Origin of the sequence: Streptomyces sp. NPDC048002, assembly GCF_040653275.1 — a bacterium.
Lineage (GTDB): Bacteria > Actinomycetota > Actinomycetes > Streptomycetales > Streptomycetaceae > Streptomyces.
On the sequence record NZ_JBEZNL010000005.1, the window covers coordinates 291661 to 312783 of the forward strand.

Genomic DNA, 21123 nt, shown 5'->3' on the forward strand with positions numbered 1-21123 from the left:
TCAGGCCCGGCCGTGGCCCAGCTGGCCGAGGGCGAGGTCGAGCATGTCCGTGAAGAAGTCCACCGCGGCGACGTCGATGCACAACGGGGGTTTGATCTTGAGGATGTTGAGGTGGTCGCCGGTGGGCTGGACGATGACGCCGAGGTCGAGCATGCGGTCGCAGAGTTCGGCGGTCTCTTCGGTGGCGGGTTCCGGGGTGGTGCGGTCGCGGACGAGTTCGAGGCCGAGGTACAGGCCCGAGCCGTGGACGGCGCCGATGATGCCGTAGCGGTCGCCCAGGTCCTTGAGTCGCTGTTTGAGATAGCTGCCGACGGTCACGGCGTTGCCCTGGAGGTTCTCGTCGCGCAGGGTGTCCAGGACGGTGAGGCCGACGACGCTGGAGACCGGGCTGCCGCCGGTGGAGGAGAAGAAGTAGCCCTGCTCCCGGTAGCGGTCGGCGACCTCCTTGGAGGTGATGACGGCGCCGAGGGGGTGCCCGTTGCCCATGGCTTTGGCGACGCAGACGATGTCGGGCACGACGTCCTGCTGCTCGAAGCCCCAGAACCAGTTGCCCAGGCGGCCGTAGCCGACCTGGACCTCGTCGGCGACGGCGAGGCCGCCGTGGCGGCGTACTGCGGCGTAGACCTCGGCGAGGTAGCCGTTGGGGAGGGCGACGCCTCCGGCGTTGCCGTAGTAGGTCTCGGCGATGAAAGCTCCTGCCGGGCGGCCGGAGGCGGCCAGTTCGTCGATCACCGCGGCGGCCTCCGGCCCGTAGCGGACCGCGTCCGGGCCGCGGTGCCGGCCCCGGTAGGAGTTGGGGGAGTCCACGGTGTGTACCCAACGGGGGCGGGTCGCGAGTGCGTTGGGGTTGTCCTGGAGTGAGGTGGAGACGGCGTCGGAGGCGTAGGTCCAGCCGTGGTAGCCCTCGCGCAGGGCGACGACATCGTGCTGTCCCGAGGCGCCGATGGCCAGCCGCAGGCCCAGATCGACCGCTTCGGAACCGGAGTTCACCAGGAACACGGTGTCCAGGGGGTCGGGCAGGAGTGCGGCGAGGCGTTCGCTGAACTCCACTACGGAGGCGTAGTGGAAGCGGGAGTTGGTGTTGAGCCGTCGCAACTGCCTCGACACCGCCTGCTCGATGCGCGGGTGGGCGTGGCCCAGAGGGGTGACGTTGTTGACGACGTCGAGGTAGGAGCGGCCTTCGGCGGACAGCAGGTGGTGTCGCCAGCCGCGTTCGATGCGGGGAGGATCGGTGTAGTAGTGCCCTTGTACTGCGGCGAACGCGGCGCCGCGCCGGTCGAGCAGGTCCCCATCGTCCCCAGGGTCGCAAGCGGAGGACAAGCCGAGAAGAGGGCCGGGGTGGGCAGTCAGAGCGAGCCAGCCGGCGGCGTACTCCGGCCGCACCGTACGGGGGACGACGGGGCCGTCGGCGGCATGCAGCGCCACGTGGACCCGGCCTCCGGCGCAGAGGCGGACGAGGTCCGCGCCCGCCTGCACGGCGGCACCGGTCCGGACGAGAGGCTGGAGGGCAAGGTCGAAGGACAGCGACAGCACGAGTGGGCCGCAGCCGATCTCGACGCTGCCCGGCGCCGCAGCCAGGACCTCGCCGTCGGCGGGCGCCTGCACCTCGGAGTCCCGGCCGACCCAGAGGTCGATTCCGGTGGGCACCGTGGGGGCAGACGTCGCCGACAGCATCCGCGTCCGGGTGAGCCGCGCACGGGCGTACAGGGTGGTGACCGCGGCCGCGCCCTGCGCAAGCAACGATGCCGCCAGCCGGTCCTCGGCGTCTGCGTCCTGCCAGGCTCCGTGGTCCATGCCCTCGGCGTCGGGGGACAGGTCCAGGACGGTGACGGTGTCGGCGGCGAGACCGCGCAGCAGGTGCCGCACCGGCGCATAGGTGGCCGCAGGCGCGTCGGTCATGCCGACCGCATCCCTGACCAGCTGCGTCATCACGGGCAGGGGCAGCGATGTGGCCTGCGCGAAGATGCGCCATTCACGCTCAAGAGCGTCCTTGGCGTAGCCGTTGTCCTCGTCGATGGCGACCTGTTGGCGCCCGCTGGCCACCAGGACGGCGGCGCGCAGGATGACCAACGGCCACAGGGCCTGCGCCTCCTCTTGCGTGAGCGGCCGTACGGCATGGAAGGCGCGGACGGCCGGCAGCAGGTGGTGTGGCTCGATGCCGTCATGGTGAAGCAACGAGGAGAGGGTGACGGCGAGTTCACCCACGGCCCAGCTCGTGGTCACGTCACCGAAGTCGATGATCCCGTCGGGCAGGGGCGGCCGGCTGTCGGGTCGGCGGATGAGGTTGTCGTCGGTCAGGTCCAGGTGTACGGCCTGCGTCGGCAGTCCCGGGGCGAGCCGCTGGACGTGTGCCCACGCCTCGGCCGTCGCGTCCTGGACCGCGGCACGCCGGTCGGGCTCCTCGATGTGTCCGGCGAGCGTGGCGACTACGCGGTCGGCGTGCTGCGGGTCCCACTGGAGCACGCGGTCGAGCCCCGGGTGCTCGAAGCCATGCAGAGCGGTGCTCACCTTGGCGGCGATCGTGCCCATGGCCGCCACCGTGCCCGGGGACAGGCACCGGGGCCCCGAGAGCGTGCCACCGGGCAGATGGCGCAGCAGGCGCGCGACGGCCGGACCGCTGTCCGTGTTCACCGTCGCACGACGCGGGGAACCGTCAGGACGGCGCAGGGCCGTGGCGACGCGCAGGTCGGGGTGTGCCGTTGCGACGAGGTCGGCTGCGGAGTCCTGTGCGTCGATCTCCGTGGTGCTGAAGGCGGTATTCGCGATCTTCAGCACCGCCGCGGGCGTCCCGTCGGCGTTGCGCAGCAGGAAGTTGGCGTCCTGCTGGCTGCCCAGCCCTTCCGCGTCGGCCCTCATGCCGAGGTGTTCGGCGGCGATGCGCTCGGCCTCGGCCACGGACACGCGGGGCGCGGGCAGGGCGCCTTCGGCGAAGAAGTCGATCGTACGGTACTCGTCGGGCAGCATGCGGGTTCCTCGGCTGGTGCGGGCGAACAGGGCTGAGATGCTCGGATGCCTCAGTCGACGTGCCACAGGAAGCGGTGCGTGTGGATCCCGAAGTAGGGGAAGTTCTCCACGGACGCGACCCCCTCGACGGGCCGCACGACGTCGTTGATGAAGTCCAGGAGCGCGCGCGGCTGACCGCACACCACTTCCGCGAACAGGTCGAAGCCGCCCGCCGTGAGGACCGTGTACACCACTTCCTCGTGACGGGACAGCTCATCGGCCACCGCCCTGGGATCACCGTCGACCCGCAGGCCAAGGAGTGCCATCGACTGCTGGCCCATGGTCATCGGATCGGTGACCCCCACGACCTGGACCGCTCTGCTGTCGATCAGCCGCTGCAACCTCAGCCTCGCGGCCGAGGCCGACAGCCCGACCTTCGGCCCCAGTTCGGCGTACGGGATCCGGCCGTCGAGCTGCAGCTCTCGCAGAATCGCCCGGTCGATCTCGTCCATGGAGCACCTTTCCCGCGTGCGTCAATCACGAGCCTCGCACTCGTTTCATGAACATTGCCTCAGCTTGATGCTTGATTCAAGTGTGTGAGCGATGGAATCAAGCGTCTCGATCTTCCGTCTGATGGAGGGCGGCGTCAGGCGCGCGCATGTTCGTCGGCAGAGAGGGCAGACCGGCCGGGGTGCGTACCATTCACCAACTGCCCATGTCGGGTTCCGGCCCGTCCGAAGCGGTGTTGGAGGAACCGGTCCGGGGCTTGTGCCGCCAAGGGGGATGCCGGTGCGTATCGACTCGCTGCCGAAGCTGACGGAAGCCCCTCGCGCGCTGGCGGTGAGTCCGTCGGGGGACCGCGTCTACCCGGTCAATCCGGGTGCCGTTGGTGGGCTGCGGAGTCTGTTCGGGCCCGCTGCACGGTGACGGTCGTTGACCCGCACGCGCGCTCGGAGGTCGCGCGCATACCCCATCCATGCCGCCCTGGATCCGTCCGGTACCCGGCTCTACATCGCGAACCGAACAGCGCAGAGCATCACAGTCATCGATACGACGGTCTTCGAGGAAGTGCAGACCATCCGGCTGTCAACACTGTCCCATCGGCGAGGCGTTGGGCTCTTCGCCGTGATCCACGGGGAGGCGGTACAGCCTGATCCCTTGGCCGTCGGTGTGAGCGGCGACGGCAGGCGACTCCTCGTCGCGTTGTGGGAGGCCGGAACGCTGGCGGTGCTGGACGCGCACAGCGGTTCGCGGATCTCCGAGACGCAACTGGACCACGTCGAGCACAGTATGGGCCCGATCGCCATTGCTACGGACTGGCCGAACCAGCGCCTGTATGTCTCATGCGCCGACCATGCCCTCGTCACCGTACGGGATGAGCGATGAGGCCACCGCAGAGCTTCCCGCTCCGTGTCGGGGCGGAGACGTATGTGCTGCTGGCAGGGGGTGGCCGGTCGGCCGTATCCAGCCTGTGGATCAGGGCGATAGTGAACATGGATGGCCCGGAGGGTGGGCAGAGCGTCCGCGGCACCGCATAGTCGGGGGCATCTCGCCCCGGGGAACCGATGGCCTCGCGCAGCCGTAAGTCGTGTCCCTGGCGCTTCCCTTCGCATCCCCATGCACAGGAGCACCGACATGTCCGCACCTGCCGCCCCTCGCCCGCTCGAGCCCGACAGTGCAGTGAAACCCGACAGCCGTCTTCCCGCCTTCGTCCTCATGGCCGGCAGTTGTCTGCCCGTCCTCGGAGCCGTACTCATGGCTCCGGTGCTGCCACGCGTGCAGGACCACTTCGACGGCGTGCCGGGCAGCGCCGCTCTCGTCCCCCTGATGCTGACCGTGCCCGCGCTGGCCCTCGCCCTGCTGGCCCCCTTCGCCGGCATGATCGTCGACAGGCTTGGCAGAAAGCGGCTGCTGATCGCCGCCACCGCTCTCTACGCGGTCTTCGGGACCGCACCGCTCTGGCTGGACTCCCTCCCCGCGATCATTGCCAGCCGAGTCCTGGTCGGCGTCACCGAAGCGGCGATCATGACTGCCTGCACGACGCTGATCGGCGACTACTACAGCGGCGAACTCCGCGACCGCTACCTCGCTCTGCAGACCATGTGTGCCTCAGCCTCCGCCACGGTCTTCTTCGTCCTGGGAGGCGCACTCGGCGCGGCCAACTGGCGGGCGCCGTTCTGGCTCTACGCCGTCGGCCTCATCATCGCCCCGGTCATGGCACGCGTCCTGCCCGTCCCTCCTCGGCCGCAGCCGCAGCCGGAGACGACGACGGGCAGACCGGACGTTCACCGGTCCTTCCCGGTGCGCCGCATGGCCGGGCTCTGCCTACTCACCGTCTTCGGCGCCGTCGTCTTCTACACGGTCCCGGTGGAGATGGCCTACCTGCTGGACGATCTCGGTGTCGGCTCCACCGGCGTCATCGGGGCCGTCACCGCCGCGGCCAGCGCAGCCACCGTCCTCGGCTCGGTGATCTTCACCCGACTGTCCCGGCGCTTGCGCAGCCTGCTGCCGGTGCCCCTCGCGCTGTGCGCGGCAGGATTCGTCCTCATGGGCTTCGCCGACAGCGTTCCCCTGCTGATCGGCGGGGCCGTGTTGAACTGCGTCGGCACCGGCATCCTGCTGCCGTCGCTGGTGACCCTGGCCATGTCCCGGCTGGACTTCGCCGACCGCGGTCGCGGGATGGGCCTGTGGACAGCGGCGTTCTTCCTCGGCCAGTTCCTGTGCCCGCTTGTCCTCCTGGCCGGTGCGGGGGCCGTCGGTGGGCTCGCCTCGGCGGTCGCCGTACTCGGCGCGGTGACCGCCGTCCTGGGTGCCGCTCTTCTGCGGCCGGCGCGTCCGTATTCCGCGACAGTGGCCCTGAACGATCCCGCGACGGTGGCCCTGAACGCCGAGGAGAGCTGACGACACCGGGCCCGCGCTGCGCAGGTGCCTGCGCAGCGCAGCGGTGCACCACGGGCGGCTGGCCTCCGTGGTCGCCTTCTCCGCGGCGGCTTCCGTGCGTGCTCAGTGGCCAGGCGCCACTTCCTACTTGGAGATGCACCCGAGGACGGCGCTCAGCCGTTGCGGGCCTGAGACGAGCGGCTGACGGTCCCTGCCGTGCAGCGCCATCCAGCGCGTGCCGGCCTGATGAGGCGGACAGTCCACCGTTGCGTAGGCCTGTTCCCACCGAGGGGTGCCCCTGTCACGGGGGTTCGCACGATGGCGAGGCCGGGACACCGTGTCCCCCTCCTCTCGCCCGCCGCCCGCGTCGTCGCGCCGGCGTGCCGAGAACGTCGTCGGAGACCAAGGGGCGACTGTGGTGTTGCGCGGGGCGTTCCTCGGTCGGCCGTTGGAGGCAGCGGCCTCCGGCACTGTGGCGATGGTCGCGACCCCTCCATGGTGGCGCAGGGCTCGGTAGGCCGTGACCGGCAGCCTGACATCCGGGTCACCGTGAACCGCGTACGTGCGCAGATCACCTGTGTCGTGGTGCCGGTTCGGGGAGCGGCTGCAGCATGCTCGCAGGGACACTCAGCGCCGGTGCCCTGTGCGGCGGCACCGGCGCTCGCACCCCTGTCACCTTCCTGAGCCGGGGAACGACGGAGCAGGCAGTCAGCGCTTGATTGTGGCGTCGATGAGGGTCTGTAGCTGTGCTGCGGTGCGGTCCAGGGGTTCGGTGCTGCGCTTGGCGCGGCAGAGGGCGACGGTGCCCTCGACGGCCGCGACGATGAGTGTGGCGACTTCCGCGGCCTGTTCGGGGGCGGCACCGTGTTCGTGCAGGGAGTCGGCGAGCAGGCTCTCCCACTGGCCGAAGACCTCGGCTGCGGCCGTCAGTGCGGGCGGTACCTCGTCGGCCGGGGGTTCCTCGATGGCCACGGCCAGGACGGGGCAGCCGGCGTGGAAGTCGGTGTCGACGACGATGGCCCGCCACAGGGCCAGGAAGGCGCGAAGGCCCGCGGCGGGACCGGCCGCGAGTTCCTTGCGCAGGCTGCGGGCGACCCACTCCCCGGTGTAGCGGACGGCTTCCGTGGCCAGCTGCTGCTTGCCCTCGGGGAAGTAGTGGTAGGTCGAACCGAGCGGCGCCTGGGCGTGCTTGGCCATCTCCCGGATGCTCGTGGCGCTCAGTCCGCGTCGGCTGATCATGTCGGCGGCGCCGGCCACGATCCGCTCGCGGGACGGCTTGGGGCTGCTGCTTGTGGCCACGTGCACATCTCCCCTGGCTATAACGACCGTCATAGTCTAGCCTGCCTCTCGTTATGACGACTGTCATAACGAGAGGCTGCCGAAGGACCGAGGAGCTGCCATGCCGATGATCCGGTTGACCGTCCCGACCGGAGCCCTGACCGATCAGGGCCGCGCGACGATCCAGCGCGATCTCGCCGCTGTACTGCTGCGATGGGAAGGCGCGCCCGACACCCCCTTCTTCCGGGCCCAGGCCTGGAGCTACCTCACCGAGCTGCCCGAGGGCGCGCAGAGGACGGCCGAGGACGACGCGCCCCGCTTCCTCGTGGAGGCGACGGTTCCGCAGGGGGCCCTGTCGGAGCGACGCAAAGCGGGCCTGGTCGAGGAGGCCACCGCCGCCGTACTCTCGGCCGCCGGCCTTTCCCCGGACCAGGCCCTGCGGGTGTGGGTGCTGGTGCACGAGCAGCCCGAGGGCACCTGGGGCGCGGGCGGGTCGGTGATCCGTCACGCGGATCTGGTGACTCTAGCGAAGGGGCAGCCCGGCTGATGCGCGAACTGACCTACGTGGCCCGCAACACCGTCGAGTGGCGCGAGACACCTGACCCGACCCTGACATCCGGCCTGGAGGCGATCGTTGCTCCCGTGGCCGCGACCTCCTGCGACGTCGACTCCGCGATCCTGGCCGGGCACGGCTTCATCGACCCCCCGTTCGCCCTCGGCCACGAATGCGTCGCCCGGGTCACCGACATCGGCGACCAGGTCACCACCGTCGCGCCCGGCGATTTGGTCGTGGTGCCCTGGTCCATCAGCTGCGGCACCTGCGTCCCCTGCCGCAGCGGGCTCACCGCGCACTGCGCCTCGGTCCCGCACATGGCCATGTACGGTGCGCCCATCGGCGGCAGCTGGGGCGGCCTCTTCTCCGACCTGGTCCGCGTCCCGTACGCGGACGCCATGCTCGTCCCGTTGCCTACCGGCCTCGACCCGGTCGCCATGGCCTCGGCCAGCGACAACTGGTCCCTGTCCTGGCGGCTCGTCGCCCCCCATCTCAAGGCCCGTACGGGCGCCAGGGTCCTGGTCGTCGCCCGCGGCAGCATCGGCCTGTACGTGTGCGACATCGCCCGCGCCCTCGGCGCCTCCGACGTCCTCTACGTCGACCCCGACGCCGAGCACCGCAAACTCGCCGAGGGCTTCGGCGCCCGCACCACCGAGACACTCGAACCGATCCGCCACGGATTCGACATCGCCGTCGAAGCCACCGGACGCGTCGACCAACTCGCGCTCGCCGTCGGATCCCTGGCCCCCGAAGGCATCTGCGAGTCCGCCGGCAACCACTTCCGGCCCGGCGAACTCCCCCTGCTCGACATGTACCTCACCGGCGTCACCCTGCGCATCGCCCGCGACAACGTCCGCTCCCACATCCCCGACGCCCTCGCGCTCGCCGCTTCCGGCAGCGTCGACCCGGCCCGCGTCGTGTCCAGCGTCCTCGACTGGGAGCAGCTGCCCGACGCGCTGCCGGAGAAGCACCTCAAGCCCGTCTTCGTCTCACGTCAGCCGTGAGGCGAGTTCGACGACGGTCACGTCCGACGGTGCGCCGACTCGGGTCGGTGGGCCCCACGCGCCGGCGCCGCGGGACACGTACAACTGCGTGTACCCGTAGCGTTCGAGCCCCGCGACCGTCGGATTGGCCAGCTCGGCGACGTAGTTCATGGGCCAGAGCTGCCCGCCGTGGGTGTGGCCCGACAGCTGCAGGTCCACGCCGTGCCGTACGGCCTCGTCGATGAAGACGGGCTGGTGGGCGAGGAGTACGGAGGTGCGTTCGGGATCGCGGTCTGCCAGGGCCGCCCCGAGGTCGGGGCCGTCGTCGTGGTTCTCGCCCGTGACGTCGTTGACTCCGGCCAGGTCGAACGGCGCGAGTTCCACTCGCTGGTTGGCCAGCAGTCTCAGGCCGAGGTCCTGTACGTGTTCCGTCCACTGTTCGGCGCCGGAGATGTACTCGTGGTTGCCGGTGACGAAGAAGGAGCCGTGGCGTGCCCGTAGCTTGCTGAGGGGTTCGACGGCGGACCTCAGTTCGCTGACCGACCCGTCGACCAGGTCGCCGACGACGGCGATGAGGTCGGGCTGGGTGGCGTTGACGGTGGCAACGACGCGTTCGGAGAAGCTGCGGCCCAGGATGGGGCCGAGGTGGACATCGCTGACGACGGCGATACGGAAGCCGTGAGCCGACCTCGGCAGTTTGGCCAGTGGTACCGTCACGCGCTTGACGTGGGGGCCCCGCAGAACTCCGTAGGTTCCGTAGCCGACGGTGCCCGCGGCGGCGACGGCGGTTGCGGTTCCGATCAACTGGGCCGTGAACCGCCTGCGTGACAGTTCCGTGGGCGCTGAATCGGGGGTGAGGCTGTCGTTGCTGCCGGCCGGGAGTGCCGCGGACGGTTCCGCGCCCGTGTTCCGCTCCGGCGGGGGAGCCGCCGCTTCAGGGTGTGCGGCCGTCACTCTCCGGCCGGCGCGGCGGCGTAGGAACCAGTTCAGTGCGGGGCGGAGTGCCTCGCCGACGAGGAGGCCCAGCAGGAGGTAGAGGGCGAGGGCGACCCAGAGGTAGGCGGGCCAGGAGAGGATCCGGACCAGGGTGAAGGGAAGCCCGGCCCAGGAACCGATGAAGGCCGTCAGCATGAAGGCCGGCCCCACGAGGAACGCCGCGGTGCCCAGACGGCGCCCGCGGGTGCCGGGGGCGGTGGTGTCCCGGACGAGGCGGCGCCACACATACCAGTGCAGGCCGGCCAGCACGGCCAGCAGGACTGGCACGGCCAGGACGAGAACGATGGTCACGGCGAAGAAGGCCCTCTCAAGTGTTGCGAGGATGGGTGGTGTTGGACGTGGGGGGATTCGCTCTGTACCGCCCCCGAGGACGGTGTCAGTCCATTCCGCGCCGGCCCGGCGTCCAGAAGGGCTTGACCACGATGTCATGGCGCGGCCAGCCGCGGTCCTGCAGCAGGTGGCGTTTGACGGCCTGACAGGTCTTGGCCTCGCCGGCGATGTAGGCGACCGTTCCCGGTTTGATGCCTTCCAGCGAGGCGACGGCTTTCAGCAGCGTAGGTGAGTCGTGGGCGGGGGCCGCCCCACGGTGCAGCCATTGCACGTCGCCGTCGACCGGGAGCTGGTCGGCGAGGTCGTCCACCTCGATGAGGGAGCGGCAGTGTCCGTTGAGTGCCCGCGTCATCGCGCCGATGGCCACCGAAGCGGTCTCCTCCCCGATGAACAGGTGGTGCGGGGCACTCTCTCGGACGGTGAACCTGCCTTCGGGGGCTTTGAATCTCACCTCGGTGCCGGGAGTGAGGCCGTTGGCCCAGCGGGCGCCGGGGCCTACGCCGTGGTCGAACACCCTGAGTTCCAGGATGTTGTCGTAGTGCTCCCACACGGTGTAGGTGCGCAGGACGTCGCGGGCCGTGCGCAGGGACAGCGGGCCGACCTGGACGCGGATGTGGTGGCCCGGCTTCCAGTCGAGGGGGCCGGCCCCTTCGAGGCGGATGCGTCGCCATCGGCGTCCGGCGGCTTGGGCCGCGGTGGCCGTGGCCCGTTGCAGGAGCCGTTCGAGCACCCACTCGCCGTGTGGCATGGCGCTTCTCCTTCGGTTCTCGGGTCGGTCGGGGTAACGGGTGACGGCGCCTGCCGGCCCCGGGGGTAGGCCGGTCAGGCGCCGCTGCCGGGGCGGGCTCGGCGGCCCGGCCCGGCAGAGGGGAGTGGTTGGTGGAGGTCAGCGGCTGGCGACGGGGTCGGGTTGGCGGACCTCCTCGGTCTGTCCGGAGGGGCCTTCGACGGAGAGGTGCGGCAGGCGCTTGTCGAGCCAGGCGGGCAGCCACCAGTTGGCCTTGCCGAAGAGGTACATCACGGCGGGGACGAGGACGGTGCGCAGGATGAACGCGTCGATGGCGACGGCGGCGGCCAGTCCGATGCCGAATTCGGCGACGATGCGTTCGCCTCCGAGGGAGAAGGCGATGAACACGACGAACATGATGGTGGCGGCGGCGGTGATGACCCGGCCGGTTTCGGCGATGCCGACGGAGACGGCCCGCTTGTTGTCGCCGGTGTGGACCCACTCCTCGTGCATCCGGCTGACGAGGAAGACCTGGTAGTCCATGGACAGGCCGAACAGCACGGAGAGCATGATGACCGGCAGGAACGCCTCGACCGGTCCGGCGGCGCCCAGCCCGAAGGGTTCCGAGCCCCAGCCGTACTGGAAGAAGGCGACGATGACGCCGAAGGAGGCGGCTGTGGCGAGGAGGTTCATCACGGCCGCGGTGAGCGGCACGAGCAGGCTGCGGAAGGCGATGAGCAGCAGCACGCAGCCGAGGGCGACGATGACGGTGAGGAACAGCGGGAGCTTGCCGGTGAGGACGTCGGCGAAGTCGTCGAAGATGGCGGTCTGGCCGCCGACGTAGACCTTGAGGCCGGTGCCTTCCTCGGCGGGCGGGATCACGTCTTCTCGCAGCGTCGTGATCAGCTCCGCGGTCTCCTCGGACTGGGGGGACGTGGTCGGGACGACCTGGACGATGCCCACCTTCGCGCCGGGCTCGGCGGGCAACGCGGTGACGGCGGCGACGCCGTCCGTGCCGGAGATCTTGTCGGTCAGGTCAGCGAGGGCTCGCTGGTCGGTGGCGGTGGGGGTTTCGGCGACGAGTTGGAGGGGCCCGTTGAACCCGGGTCCGAAGCCGTCGGCCAGCAGGTCGTAGGCCTGGCGGGTGGTGGTCGAGGCGGGGTGGTTGCCCGCGTCGGAGGAGCCCAGGCGCAGGGAGAGAACGGGCAGGGACAGTACGGTGATCACGGCGAGGGAGATCACCGACAGGACGACGCGGCGGCGTTCGGCGATGCCCGCCCAACGGGCCCAGAACCCGGGCGTGTTCTGTGCCCCCGATGTGTGGTGGCGGCGTTCGCGGCGGCTGAGGGCGCGCATGCCGATGAAGCCGAGGAGTGCGGGCAGCAGGGTGACGGCGGCGATCACGGTGAACAGGACGGTGACGGCCGAGGCGATGGCCATGCCGTTGAGGAATCCGACTCCGAGGACGAACAGGCCGGACAGGGCGACGATCACGGTGCCGCCCGCGAAGATCACCGCGCGGCCGGAGGTGTCGATGGCCTTGACGACGGATGCTTCGATGTCGGTGCCGTTCTTCAGGTTGGAGCGGTGCCGGGTGACGATGAACAGGGCGTAGTCGATACCGACGCCGAGACCGACCAGCGCGCCGAGGATGGGACCGAGGTCGCCCACCTCGGTGACGTGGGTCAGCAGGGTGACGGTCATCAGGCCGGTGCCGACCCCGGCGATGGCGGTGGCGATCGGCAACAGCATCGCGAACAGTGAGCCGAACGCCACGAACAGCACGATCGCGGCGGCGAGGATGGCCACCAGTTCGCTGGTCGGCGCCTCCGACTCCGCTGCCTGGCTGATCGGGTCGCCGCCGAGTTCCACCTTCAGTTCGTCGGTGCGGGCCTTCTCGGCGGTGGCGACGACCTTCTCCAGGTCGGCCTTGTCCAGGTCCATGGCCTGCTCGGCGAAGTTCACCGACGCATACGCGATGTGCCCGTCCTCGCTGATCTGCTGTGCGCCCTGCTCGCTGTAGGGGCTGGTGATGCCGCTGACGCCGGGCAGGCCGGAGAGGTCCTCGAGGGTGGCGGCCATGCGGTCGCGCACGGCCGGATCGCGGACGTCGCCTTCGGACTGCCACACCACGGTGGCGTTGGCTCCGGACTGGGCGGGCATCGTTTCCCGCAACAGTTCGAGTGCCTGGGAGGACTCGGTGCCGGGCAGGGAGAAGCTGTCGCTGGCTTTGGTGCCGGCGGCGGTCGAGGCCAGGCCCAGGCCCGCCAGTAGGGCGATCCAGAGCACGACGACGACAAGCCTGTGGCGGTAGCACCAGCGGGCGAGGGCGGACACGGTGACTCCTCGAACAGGACCGGATGTGATGCCTACCAATCTGGTCCGTCGACGCCGGTGAAACGTGCGCCCGGGGGACGGTTTGCGGGGTACCGCGTTCGCAGTACCGTCCTACAGCGGCCGGCGTGCGCCCGCGGTGACGAGGCCGGTTTCGTAGGCGAGCATGACGAGTTGGGCCCGGTCGTGCGCGCCGAGTTTGGTCTGGGTGCGGTTCACGTGGGTCTTGGCGGTCAGCGGGCTGATCCCGAGGCGTGCGGCGATCTGGTCGTTGCTGAGGCCGGCCGCGACCAGGACGAGGATCTCGCGCTCGCGGCCGGTGAGAGTGGCCAACTGTTCGGCAGCGGTGTCCGTGTCGTGGGCGGGGCCGCGCAGGAACCGGCCGATCAGCGCGCGCGTGGCACTGGGCGACAGCAGTTGTTCCCCGTGGGCGACCAGACGGATCGCTTCCTGCAGTTCGGCGGGGTGGACGCCTTTGCCGAGGAAGCCGCTGGCGCCGTTGCGCAGCGCGGTGAACACATACTCGTCGACCTCGAAGGTGGTCAGTACCAGGACGCGGACATCGGGCAGGGCGGAGGTGATCTGCTGAGTGGCGGAGAGGCCGTCGAAGCCGGGCATGCGGATGTCCATGAGGACGACGTCGGCGGCCGGCGCGAGGCGGACCGCTTCCCGTCCGTCGCCGGCTTCGGCGACCACTTCCATGTCCGGGGTCGAGTTCACGAGGATCTTGAACCCGGTGCGGACGAGTTCCTGGTCGTCGGCGAGGAGGATTCTGATGGTCATGAGGGTTGCCCTTCGTGCGGCAGCAGGGCGCGGACTTCGAACCGGCCGTCGGCGAGGTGGGCGGTGAAGGTTCCGCCGAGCGCGAGGGCGCGTTCGCGCATGCCGAGCAGGCCGTGGCCGCCCGATCCGAGCCCCAGCGGACCGAGTGCCGTGGGGTTGCTCGGCGGGGGAGCGGGCCGGGCGGGGTTGCGGACGTGGATGCGCAGTGCGGACGGCAGATAGGCGAGTGCGAGTTCGGCGCGCGGGTGGGACGCGTGCCGGCTGGCGTTGGTCAGTGCCTCCTGGACGAGCCGGTAGGCGGTCAGGCCCACCGCGGCGGGCAGGTCTACGGGGGTGCCGGAGGTGTTCTGGTCGACGATGAGTCCGGCCGCGGTGAACCCTGCGATCAGGTCGGGCAGTGAGTCCAGGCCGGGTGCCGGTTCGACGGCAGCTTCTTCGGGTGCGTCGGGCTGACGCAGTAGCCCCAGGGTGGCGCGTACCTCCTCCAGGGAGGACTGGGCGGCCCGCCGGATGTGGCTGAGGGATTCTCTGGCCTGCCGGGGTTCCGTCTCCATCACCTGGTCCACGACTGCGGCCTGGACGGCGATCAGGGCGATGTGGTGGGCCAGGACGTCGTGGAGTTCGCGCGCGATCCGCAGCCGCTCGTCGATGACCCGCCGACGGGCCTCTTCCTCGCGCGTCTGCTCGGCTCGCCGTGCCCGTTCCTCCACTTCGGCGATGTACGCCTGGCGGTTGCGGACCGCGAATCCGGCCGCCGCGGCGGTGGCGCTCAGCGCCAGCAGCGCGACGCTTTCGGGGCCCATCCATCCGCGGTGTCCGAAGAGCACGCTGGTTGCGGCGAGCACGAGGGCGACGGTGGTGACGGCGACGGCGGCTTCACGGCGTGGCAGGCGCAGTGCGCAGGTGAACATCGCGACCATCGTCGCCAGCATCAGCGGGCTCTTGTGCCCGCTGGCCGCCAGGGAGGTCAGTGTCCCCGCTGCGGTCATCGCCAGGACTGCCGACGGCCAGCGCCACCGGAGGACCAGGCAGGCACAGATGGCCGCCCCCAGGGCTGCGCCGAGTGGGGTCGGTGCGTCGGTGGCGTCGTTGCCGTCGAAGAAGGGGGCGAGCAGCGAGATCCCGTACACGGCTGCCGCCAGCAGCGCGTCGTGGCGCCTGCTCCAGGGAGAAGTCGATCTCATCGCATACCTCGCACAGGGCTGTCCCTACCGCGGTGATCAGTTCTGGCCGGGGGGCGGGGGCATGTCGACCCCCCGGGCGCGCAGGGCGTCGGCTGTCTTCATCAGGAGCCGGAGCAGTTCGCCGCGCTCCTCGGCGGTGAAGTCGTCGAAGAGCGAGGCGGTCGCATCGTGCGACGGTCCGAGATGCAGTTCGACGAATTGCCTGCCCGCCGGGGTGAGTTCGACGAGCTTGACCCGTCGGTCGCTGGGATGGACGACTCTGCGGACCAGTCCTTCCTTCTCCAGGCCGTCCACCAGGACGGTCATGTTCCGCGGCGACATGCCCAGCGGTTCGCCCAGCTCGCCCATGCCGGCGGGCTCGGTCTTGAGCATCAGTCCCATCAGGAGGGTGGCGCGTGGCACGGTCATCCCGGCGTCCGTGGGGATGTTGGTCTGCATCCACTGCCGCAGCCCCTTGCGCAGTCCCGCGAAGCCCGCGAGGAGCTGGTGGCTGGTTGCGGTCGCTGAGGCCGTGGCCGGAGTGTCCGGGTTGCCTGGTGATCTCGACAACGAAAGTCCTATCAGTTGTTAATTTCTCCTTGGATACTGTATCAATGGTCTCAGGGATGGAGGGCCGTCGGCAACCGACGGAGCCCCCACCTGGGCCGGAGCCGCGCTCAGCCGTGGCCGGCGTCACCCCCGACCGAAACGGACGGACTCCTCGCCATGAATCACCAGACACCGCCGCGCACCGTTGTCATGACAGGCGCCACCGCCGGTCTCGGCGCCCACGCTCTGCGCACCCTCGCCGCCCAGCCCGGCACCCGCGTCATCGTCGGAGCGCGCGGAAGCGGACGGTCCGTGCCCGAGGGCGTCGAGGTCGCCCCCCTCGACCTCGCCTCCCTCACGGACGTCCGCAGGTTCGCCGACACCGTGATCACGCGCCTCGGCGGCGCCCGCATCGACATCCTCGTCCTCAACGCCGGCATGCAGAGCGCAGCCACGGGCGCGCGCAGCGCGGACGGCTACGAGCTGACCTTCGCCGTCAACCACCTCGCCCACTACCTGCTGGCCCGCCTGCTCATGCCGTACGTGGCCGACTACGGCCGCCTCGTGATCACCACCAGCGACACCCACGACCCGGCCGTCACCCCGATCGCACCCAAGACCCTCGATCCCAAGGCCCTGGCCCATCCCGAAAAGGGCGGCTTCGGCACCGGAATCCGCGCCTACTCCTCGTCCAAACTGTGCAACCTGCTGACCGCGCAGTCCTTCGCCGCGTCGGAGGAGGCCAAGAACCGCAATATCGACGTCATCGCGTTCAATCCCGGCCTGACTGGCGGAACCTCCCTCGGCCGCGAAGCCTCGCGGGCCCGCAAAGCGGTCATGACGGCCTTGATGGGGACCGTGTTCAAGATCGTGGGACGCTTCCGCCCCGAATACGTGATGGGCACCCCCGAACGCGCGGGTGAACAACTTGCCGCAGTCGCCAGCGGCGACCTCGCCCCGCCGCCCGGCCGCCTCTACGTCTCCCTGGTCAAGGGCGAAGCCACCTTCCCCGACCCCTCCGAACTCGCCCGCAGCCGCACCGCACGTGACCGGCTGTGGACCGACAGCGCAGCGATGACCGGCCTCGCCTGACCCCGCCCAAACCCCGCAAGGAGCACACCGTGACGGAAACCCACACCGCCGCGCCGACCGGCCAGGACACCGGCAAGCCACCCACGAGGATGCGGCTCGTCCTCTTCGCACTGATGATCGCGATGATGCTCGCCATGCTCGACAACATGATCATCGGCACGGCGATGCCGACGATCGTCGGGGAACTCGGCGGCCTGGACCACCTCTCCTGGGTCGTGACCGCCTACACCCTGGCCACCGCAGCCTCCACCCCGATCTGGGGCAAACTCGGAGACATGTACGGCCGCAAGGCCACGTTCATGACCTCCATCGTCATCTTCCTGATCGGCTCCGCCCTGAGCGGACTGGCCCAGGACATGGGACAGCTGATCGGCTTCCGCGCCGTCCAGGGCCTCGGAGCCGGCGGCCTGATGGTCGGCGTCATGGCCATCATCGGCGACCTGATCCCGCCGCGGGAACGCGGCCGATACCAGGGCATGATCGCCGCCGTCATGGCCCTCGCGATGATCGGCGGACCACTGGTCGGCGGCACCATCACCGACCACTGGGGCTGGCGCTGGGCCTTCTACATCAATCTCCCCCTCGGCGCCGTCGCCCTGGCCCTGATCGCCTTGGTCCTGCACCTGCCCAAGCAGCGGGCCAAGGGAGGCATCGACTACCTCGGTGTCGTCCTGCTCACCGTCGGCATCACCGCGATCGTTCTGGTCACCACCTGGGGCGGCACGCAGTACGCCTGGGACTCCGCTCAGATCGTCGGCCTCATCGCCGCCGGCGTCGTGTCCCTGATCGCGTTCACCTACTGGCAGACCCGCGCCAAGGAACCCGTCCTGCCCCTGCGGATCTTCCGCAGCCGCAACTTCACCCTGATGGCCGTCATCGGCTTCATCACCGGCTTCGTGATGTTCGGCGCCACCCTCTACCTCCCGCTGTTCCAGCAGTCCGTGCAAGGAGCGTCCGCGACCAACTCCGGGCTGCTGCTCCTGCCGATGCTCGGCGCCATGCTGGTGACGTCCGTGGTCGCCGGCCGGGTGACGACCAACACCGGACGGTACAAGGTCTTCCCCCTCGCGGGCGGGGCGCTGATGACCGTCGGACTGTATCTCCTGTCCACGATGGACACCGACACCTCACGGGTCACCTCCGGCCTGTTCATGGCCGTTGTCGGCCTCGGGCTCGGCTGCCTCATGCAGGTCACCATGCTGGTCGCGCAGAACAGCGTGGAGATGAAGGACATGGGCGTCGCCTCCGCCTCATCCACTCTCTTCCGCACCCTCGGTTCCTCCTTCGGCGTCGCGATCATGGGCGCGCTGTTCACCGGACGCGTCCAGGACGTCATGACCGACCGCGCGGGAGCACTCGGCGGCCAGGCCACCGACCAGGCGGCGCAGCTCGACGCCGCCGGCCTGGCCGAACTCCCTGAACAGGCCCGGCAGGCATACCAGTTCGCCGTCTCCTCCGGCACGCACTCCGCGTTCCTGCTCGCTGCGGCGGCCGCCGTGGTCGCGCTCATCGCGGCGATCTTCGTGAAGGAAGTCACGCTGCGCCGCACCGAGCCGGACCCGGTGGACGAAACACCCGGACAGGAGCCTGCCGCTGCGGCCCTGTAGGAACAGGCCAGAAAAGGCGGGGCGCCTGCGTTCCAACGGAACGGACCCCGACGCGGATCACACACTCCCAGGAAGCGACAGCACCTTGAAACTGCTCATCCTCGGCGCGACCGGCCCCACCGGCCGCCACCTCGTCAACCTCGCCCTGAAGGCCGGCGACACCGTCACCGCCCTCGCACGCACCCCTGCCGCACTCGACGACATGGCGGACCGGATCACCGTCGTCGCCGGAGACGCCACCGCACAACGCGATGTCGCCACCGCCGCGCTCGGACAGGACGCCATCATCTCCGCCCTCGGCCAGGGTAAGACCCTCAGCCACCGTGGCCTGTTCGACCACGCCTCAGCCGCCGTGATCGGCGCAGCCCGGCAGCAAGGCGTCTCCCGCTTGGTGTGGATGTCCTCCTTCGGCGTCGGCGACACCTTCCAAACGGCGAACGTCACCCAGAAGGCCATGTACCGCACGATGCTCAAAGGCGTCTACGCCAACAAGAAGATCGCCGACGATCGCATCCGCGCCAGCGACCTCGACTGGACTCTCGTCTACCCGACCGCCCTCACCAACGGCCCGGCCACAGGCACCTACCGTGTGGCCGAACGCCTGCCCATGAAGGGTGCCGCCAGAATCAGCCGCGCCGACGTCGCCGCGTTCATGCTGCAGGCCGCTCACGGCAGCGAGTGGAGCCGCCGCGAAGCGGTTGTCTCCAACTGAGACGCGGCAGGGCCGGCGGGTTCCGCCATCGTGGCAGGGGCCGGCTCGCACCAAGTCACGCAGCGCTTGCCCGTCGGTCCCTGCTGTGTGTGCGTGGTGCGTCGTCATCCGGGGCGGTGCGGGCCCAGCAGGGCAGGATCGGAGGCAGGTCGCCGAGGCCACAGGGCGGAAGGTCCATCGACGTTGATGCCGAGTGCGACCGTGTGTTCGCCCCGGTCGGTGTCGATGTCACGGAGCGTGTAGGTGCTTACCGCGGTGCCGCCGTCCGCCGTCCGGACGAACACCTCAGGTGGGCGCGAGGGCCCCGTCGGCGGTCCCCTTGAGGCCGGTTCGGAAGGCCGCCGCTCGGCTGCGGGCCCCGCTGGGGGCCCGCCGAGGTCTGCATCCGATCTTCTGGCTGTGGCGCCGTGTCCGACAAAGGGGGACGACGTTGACAGAGCGGAAGATCGACTTTGGAGGCGTTGTGAGAATGACCCTTGCCACTGCTGCCGGCCTGCTTACCGCGGGGCTGGTCCTCGCGGGCGCCCCCGCGGCGTCCGCCGCTGATAACCCGGCAGACAATGATCTTTGCGCGGCGGTTCTCGGTGCCGCTCTGTGCCAGAGCATCGCGCAGGCCAACGTTCTGGCCGACGGCAACTCGAACACTGCCGTTCTGAGTGAGGGCGAGTAGCCGGCGGGCAGAGGAGCCCTTGGGCGTGAGCCGGCTGCCTGCGTTCCAGCAGGTGCCCGCCTCGCCGATGTCCCTCGTGTGGTGGCCGCCGCCGGGCAGGGCGGCGGCCAGTCATGCAGGGTGGGCTGTGGCCGTCCGCGGTCCCCGGCGGCCGGGTCCCGCGACCCCTGTGACGGGCCACCGTGATGACACAGCCTCGCCCCGCAGCGACAGGAGCCAGTCATGCCGCGCACGTCCTCCCACCGACGCGGTGGTTCGACCCCGCTTTGTCAGGCCCTGTCGCGCAAGGCAATGGGTGCGGGTGCCCTCGCGATGGGTGTTGCGCTGCTGGCATCGAGCTGCGCGGGTGGTGACACCGTTTCGATGGGCCCATCCGGCTCTCCGTCGGCAAGTCCGGCGTTCACTCCCGGCCAGATCGCAAAGATCGACTCTGCTGCCGAGGCCACCTTGGACGACCAGATCTCCGGTGTGGTCGTGAGCGTCTCGGACCCGGAGCGCGGAACCATTCTGAAGGCGTACGGCGACGCGCAACGCGGCGGTTCTCCCATGACTCCCGACGTGCACTACCGGGTCGCGAGCGTGACGAAGACGTTCACGGCCCACGCCGTGCTGCAACTCGTCGACCAGGGTGAACTGTCCTTGCAGGACCCGATCGAGGAATACGTCCCCGGTCTCCCGAACGGAGAGCGGATCACCATCCGCGACCTGCTCGGTATGCGCGGCGGAGTGTACGACTACGTGAACGACCCCGCCTTCATCGACCAGTACGCCAAGGACCCGCTCTGGCCCGGGTGGAAGGTGGAGGACGCGGTCGACATCATGAAGGCGCACGCCGACGAGTTCCGCACGCCCGACACGAAGACCGTCTACTCCAACTCGGAGTACGTACTGCTCGGGTTGGTCGTCGAGAAGGTCACCGGACAGCCCGTCGACACGTACATCAACAACACGGCGGGGGACCTCGGGCTCAAGGAGACCACGTTCCCCACCACCCGGACCAGCCTGCCGAGCCCCTACGCGAACGGCTACTGGTACTACCCGCCGAAGGGCACTCCGCCCAAGCCGTCGTGCACCACCGACACACCGTCGCCGGGAAGTACGGGCGCCTCCCTGCCCCGGTGCGGCAGGGACGTGACCAGGAGCAACCCTCTGGTGCCGTGGACGGCGGGTGCTGTTGTCTCCACCGTCCCCGACATGACCGAGTACGCCGCTCAGCTCGCCACGGGGGTCGGTCTGAAGCCGCGTACGGCGAAGCTGCGCCAGGACTGGACCTCGTTGTCGAACGAAGGCATCCGCCTCCAGTACGGCTTGGGCGTCATGCGGGTCGGGGACTGGGTCGGTCACGACGGTGCCATCTTCGGATACAGCGACATGGTCTTCTACCTGCCTTCGAAGAAGGCCACCGTCGTGGTCATGACCAACGCCAGCGACGCGGAGGCGGTCACCTCCACGCCGCTCTGGGGCGAGATCGTCAAGGAGCTGTACCCGGGCTCGCTGCCCACGGTCGGCTAAGGATCCGGCGC

Annotated in this window: 18 protein-coding genes; 9 read left to right on the plus strand and 9 right to left on the minus strand. The window is 69.9% G+C overall.

Annotation, left to right across the window (positions count from 1 at the left end):
* Entirely contained in the window at window positions 1-2964 is a 2964-nt protein-coding gene (locus AB0E07_RS10465; protein ID WP_362248260.1) for an aminotransferase, read from the minus strand.
* Window positions 2965-3014: 50 nt separating this feature from the next.
* Complete coding sequence (locus AB0E07_RS10470; RefSeq protein WP_362248262.1) at window positions 3015-3455, minus strand: Lrp/AsnC family transcriptional regulator; 441 nt, start codon at window positions 3453-3455, stop codon at window positions 3015-3017.
* Window positions 3456-3876: 421 nt separating this feature from the next.
* Between AB0E07_RS10470 and AB0E07_RS10475 the strand changes: the two genes are divergently transcribed.
* Both AB0E07_RS10475 and AB0E07_RS10480 read left to right on the plus strand, forming a co-directional pair.
* On the plus strand, window positions 3877-4329 hold the full coding sequence (locus tag AB0E07_RS10475; protein WP_362248264.1) for a hypothetical protein: 453 nt from the start codon (window positions 3877-3879) through the stop codon (window positions 4327-4329).
* A gap of 330 nt (window positions 4330-4659) precedes the next feature.
* A complete protein-coding gene (locus AB0E07_RS10480) occupies window positions 4660-5844 on the plus strand; it encodes an MFS transporter (protein WP_362248329.1) in 1185 nt (394 codons plus the stop codon).
* 687 nt (window positions 5845-6531) lie between these two features.
* Here AB0E07_RS10480 and AB0E07_RS10485 read toward each other — a convergent pair.
* Window positions 6532-7122, minus strand: a complete 591-nt coding sequence (locus tag AB0E07_RS10485; RefSeq protein WP_362248266.1) for a TetR/AcrR family transcriptional regulator — start codon at window positions 7120-7122, stop codon at window positions 6532-6534.
* A 100-nt stretch (window positions 7123-7222) separates the two neighbouring features.
* On the opposite strand from AB0E07_RS10485, the gene AB0E07_RS10490 reads away from it, so the two are divergent.
* Together AB0E07_RS10490 and AB0E07_RS10495 are read left to right on the plus strand one after the other, a co-directional pair.
* On the plus strand, window positions 7223-7648 hold the full coding sequence (locus AB0E07_RS10490; protein WP_362248268.1) for a tautomerase family protein: 426 nt from the start codon (window positions 7223-7225) through the stop codon (window positions 7646-7648).
* On the plus strand, window positions 7648-8658 hold the full coding sequence (locus AB0E07_RS10495) for an alcohol dehydrogenase catalytic domain-containing protein (protein ID WP_362248270.1): 1011 nt from the start codon (window positions 7648-7650) through the stop codon (window positions 8656-8658). The genes AB0E07_RS10490 and AB0E07_RS10495 overlap by 1 nt, the downstream gene beginning before the upstream one ends.
* Here AB0E07_RS10495 and AB0E07_RS10500 read toward each other — a convergent pair.
* From AB0E07_RS10500 to AB0E07_RS10525, 6 genes are all read right to left on the minus strand, one after another.
* Window positions 8644-9924 (minus strand): metallophosphoesterase, encoded by a 1281-nt coding sequence (locus AB0E07_RS10500; RefSeq protein WP_362248271.1) that lies wholly within the window; start codon window positions 9922-9924, stop codon window positions 8644-8646. The two genes, AB0E07_RS10495 and AB0E07_RS10500, sit on opposite strands and share 15 nt — an antisense overlap.
* Window positions 9925-10009: 85 nt before the next feature.
* Window positions 10010-10711 carry a siderophore-interacting protein gene (locus tag AB0E07_RS10505; RefSeq protein WP_362248273.1) on the minus strand — a complete coding sequence of 234 codons (702 nt, stop codon included), beginning with the start codon at window positions 10709-10711 and terminating at the stop codon, window positions 10010-10012.
* A 138-nt stretch (window positions 10712-10849) separates the two neighbouring features.
* Window positions 10850-13027 carry an MMPL family transporter gene (locus AB0E07_RS10510; protein ID WP_362248274.1) on the minus strand — a complete coding sequence of 726 codons (2178 nt, stop codon included), beginning with the start codon at window positions 13025-13027 and terminating at the stop codon, window positions 10850-10852.
* Window positions 13028-13138: 111 nt separating this feature from the next.
* A complete protein-coding gene (locus AB0E07_RS10515) occupies window positions 13139-13807 on the minus strand; it encodes a response regulator transcription factor (RefSeq protein ID WP_362248276.1) in 669 nt (222 codons plus the stop codon).
* A complete protein-coding gene (locus tag AB0E07_RS10520; protein ID WP_362248277.1) occupies window positions 13804-14991 on the minus strand; it encodes a histidine kinase in 1188 nt (395 codons plus the stop codon). Before AB0E07_RS10520 ends, AB0E07_RS10515 begins: the two co-directional genes overlap by 4 nt.
* Before the next feature lie 36 nt (window positions 14992-15027).
* On the minus strand, window positions 15028-15540 hold the full coding sequence (locus tag AB0E07_RS10525) for a MarR family transcriptional regulator (protein WP_362248279.1): 513 nt from the start codon (window positions 15538-15540) through the stop codon (window positions 15028-15030).
* 189 nt (window positions 15541-15729) lie between these two features.
* Here AB0E07_RS10525 and AB0E07_RS10530 point away from each other — a divergent pair, with 189 nt between their 5' ends.
* The 5 genes from AB0E07_RS10530 (at window position 15730) to AB0E07_RS10550 (ending at window position 21112) form a co-directional block, all read left to right on the plus strand.
* Window positions 15730-16611: an SDR family NAD(P)-dependent oxidoreductase gene (locus AB0E07_RS10530; protein WP_362248280.1), complete on the plus strand. Its 882-nt coding sequence runs from the start codon at window positions 15730-15732 to the stop codon at window positions 16609-16611.
* 89 nt (window positions 16612-16700) lie between these two features.
* Window positions 16701-18218 (plus strand): DHA2 family efflux MFS transporter permease subunit, encoded by a 1518-nt coding sequence (locus AB0E07_RS10535; RefSeq protein WP_362248331.1) that lies wholly within the window; start codon window positions 16701-16703, stop codon window positions 18216-18218.
* An 85-nt stretch (window positions 18219-18303) separates the two neighbouring features.
* Window positions 18304-18930, plus strand: coding sequence for an NAD(P)-binding oxidoreductase (locus AB0E07_RS10540; RefSeq protein ID WP_362248282.1), 627 nt, complete (start codon window positions 18304-18306; stop codon window positions 18928-18930).
* A 469-nt stretch (window positions 18931-19399) separates the two neighbouring features.
* The gene (locus AB0E07_RS10545) at window positions 19400-19600 is read left to right on the plus strand and encodes a hypothetical protein (protein WP_362248283.1); all 201 of its coding nucleotides are present in this window, start codon (window positions 19400-19402) and stop codon (window positions 19598-19600) included.
* A gap of 447 nt (window positions 19601-20047) precedes the next feature.
* Window positions 20048-21112 (plus strand): serine hydrolase domain-containing protein, encoded by a 1065-nt coding sequence (locus AB0E07_RS10550; protein WP_362248285.1) that lies wholly within the window; start codon window positions 20048-20050, stop codon window positions 21110-21112.
* The last annotated feature ends 11 nt before the right edge of the window (window positions 21113-21123 follow it).